Annotated in this window: 2 protein-coding genes and 1 pseudogene; all 3 read left to right on the top strand. The window is 71.8% G+C overall.

The features are described from left to right. Positions 1–632: AMP-binding protein (locus tag KBX39_RS29425; RefSeq protein WP_210873653.1), on the top strand; the 632-nt coding region annotated here is incomplete at its 5' end. Between the two features lie 83 nt (positions 633–715). Further along, the gene (locus tag KBX39_RS29420; RefSeq protein WP_082930898.1) at positions 716–1705 is read left to right on the top strand and encodes a TauD/TfdA family dioxygenase; all 990 of its coding nucleotides are present in this window, start codon (positions 716–718) and stop codon (positions 1703–1705) included. A gap of 127 nt (positions 1706–1832) precedes the next feature. Then, positions 1833–2209 (top strand): annotated as a pseudogene (locus KBX39_RS29415) (hypothetical protein); the annotation flags it as partial.

Here is a 2209-nt window from a genome sequence, read left to right as displayed (position 1 = left end):
CCACCGAGTACGGCCCCACCGAGATCACCATCGGCAACTCGGGGCAGCCGATCAGCGAGCCGCCGGCCACCGAGCTGGTGCCGCTCGGCGTGCCGATCGTCAACACCACCATGTACGTGCTGACCGAGCGGCTCGACCCGGTGCCGGTCGGCGTGCCCGGCGAGGTCTGGATCGGCGGCGTCGGGGTGGCGCGCGGCTACCTGGGCCGCCCGGACCTGACCGCGGACCGGTTCCGGCCCGACCCGTACGGCCCGCCGGGCAGCCGCCTCTACCGCAGCGGCGACCTGGCCCGCTGGCTGCCCGACGGCACGCTGGAGTTCCTCGGCCGCATCGACAACCAGGTCAAGATCCGGGGCTACCGGGTGGAACTGGGCGAGATCCAGGCCCGGCTCGCCGCCCATCCGGGCGTCCGTGACGCCGTGGTGCTCGCCCGCGAGCCCAGCCCCGGCGAGAAGCGCCTGGCGGCGTACGTGGTGCTCACCGCCGGCGCGGCGGTGGACGCGGCCGCGTTGCGCGCCCACCTCGCCGTCGACCTGCCCGACTACATGATCCCGGCGGACGTCGTCGCCATCGACCACATTCCGCTCACCACCAACGGGAAGGTGGACAGCCGCGCGTTGCCCGCCCTCTGATCCGCTCCCACGAATCCCCTCCGTGCCGACACCGGCCCCCGTGCGCCGGGACGATCGCGCACGCCGTACGAGAGGACGAATCCATGACCACGACATCTGACCGGTCGACCCGCGGCGCGCAGGGACTGAGGCTGGACCTCGCCGACGACGAACGGACCGCCCTGCGGGCGCTGGCCGAGGAACTCGTCGCCGCGTCGCCGCGCCTGCTGGACGACCTGTCCTGGGTGACGCAGGCCCGGCAGGCGAGCTGCCGGATGCCGCTGCGGCTGATGGAGACGCTGCGCGACTTCCGCAGCGACGCCGGGGCCACCGGCTCACTCGTGCTCGCCGGCCTTCCGGTGGACGAGCGCGACCTGCCGAGCACTCCGACCGTCCGGGAGTCGGTGGAACGGGCGACCACCGTGCCGGCCGTCCTGGCCATGCTCGTCGGCCTGCACCTCGGCGAGGTGATCGCCTACCGCAGCGAGAAGAGCGGCGCCCTGGTGCAGAACGTCGTCCCGGTGCGCGGCCTGGAGGACTCCCAGAGCAACGCCGGGTCGGTGCCGCTGGAGTTCCACGTGGAGAACGCGTTCCACCGGGAACGCCCCGACTACGTCGGCCTGCTGTGCCTGCGCAACGATCACGCCAAGCGGGCGGGCACGCTGGTCACCTGCATCCGGCAGGCCCTGCCGCTGATCGAGGAGACCGACCGGAAGGTGCTGCGCGAGCCCCGGTTCGTCACCGCGCCGCCGCCCTCGTTCCGCCAGGGTGACCGCACCACGCCGCACGCGGTGCTCACCGGCAGCGTGGAGGACTCGAACATCTGCCTCGACCTGAACGCGACCACCGCGCTGGACGAGGAGGCCGGCGAGGTGATGGCGCGGTTGAAGCGGATCCTCACCGACGTCTCCACGCCGCTGGTGCTGCAGACCGGGATGATGGCGCTCATCGACAACCGGCTGGTGCTGCACGGCCGGTCCGAGTTCACTCCCCGCTTCGACGGGCGGGACCGTTGGCTGCACCGGGTCTACGTGCACCTGGACAACCGGCGGAGCCGGGAGTTCCGGGACGACGCCGGCGCCGTACTCAACTGATTTCGACGTTCACAAGGTCCACAAAACGGCCTCTAGTGGACGGTAGGCTGACCGGCGCCGGAAGGGGGCGCCGGCAGCCGTACCGCAGTGGCCGGCGGACATCAGTGCCAACCGCGAAAGGGATTCGATGACCGACACGCTGTCGCGCACCCGCCGAGGTGGCGAACACCGGCCGCTGGAGGAAGGCTTCCTCTACCGCTGGGCCGTCTGGGCGGCGCTCAATCCAGTGAAGGTCATCCTGGTCTGGCTGGTGCTGCTCGCCGGCGCGGCCGTCTCGGCCGGCTACTTCACCTCGCACCTGACCGGCAACACCAACTCCGTGATCGGCTCCGACTCGGAGAAGGCCGCCGAGCTGATCAGCGCCGAGTTCCCCGACACGCCGAGCGAGACCGACTTCGTGGTCCTGCACTCGACCTCGATCGACGCGCAGGACCCGGCGTTCCGCGAGGTCGTCCGCACCGCTGTCGAGCGCTACCGCCAGGCCCCGGACGTGCGCACCGTGGT

It is taken from the genome of Micromonospora sp. D75, from assembly GCF_018070405.1.
Lineage (GTDB): Bacteria > Actinomycetota > Actinomycetes > Mycobacteriales > Micromonosporaceae > Micromonospora > Micromonospora chalcea.
This window is presented reverse-complemented; position numbering and strand designations above follow the sequence as displayed.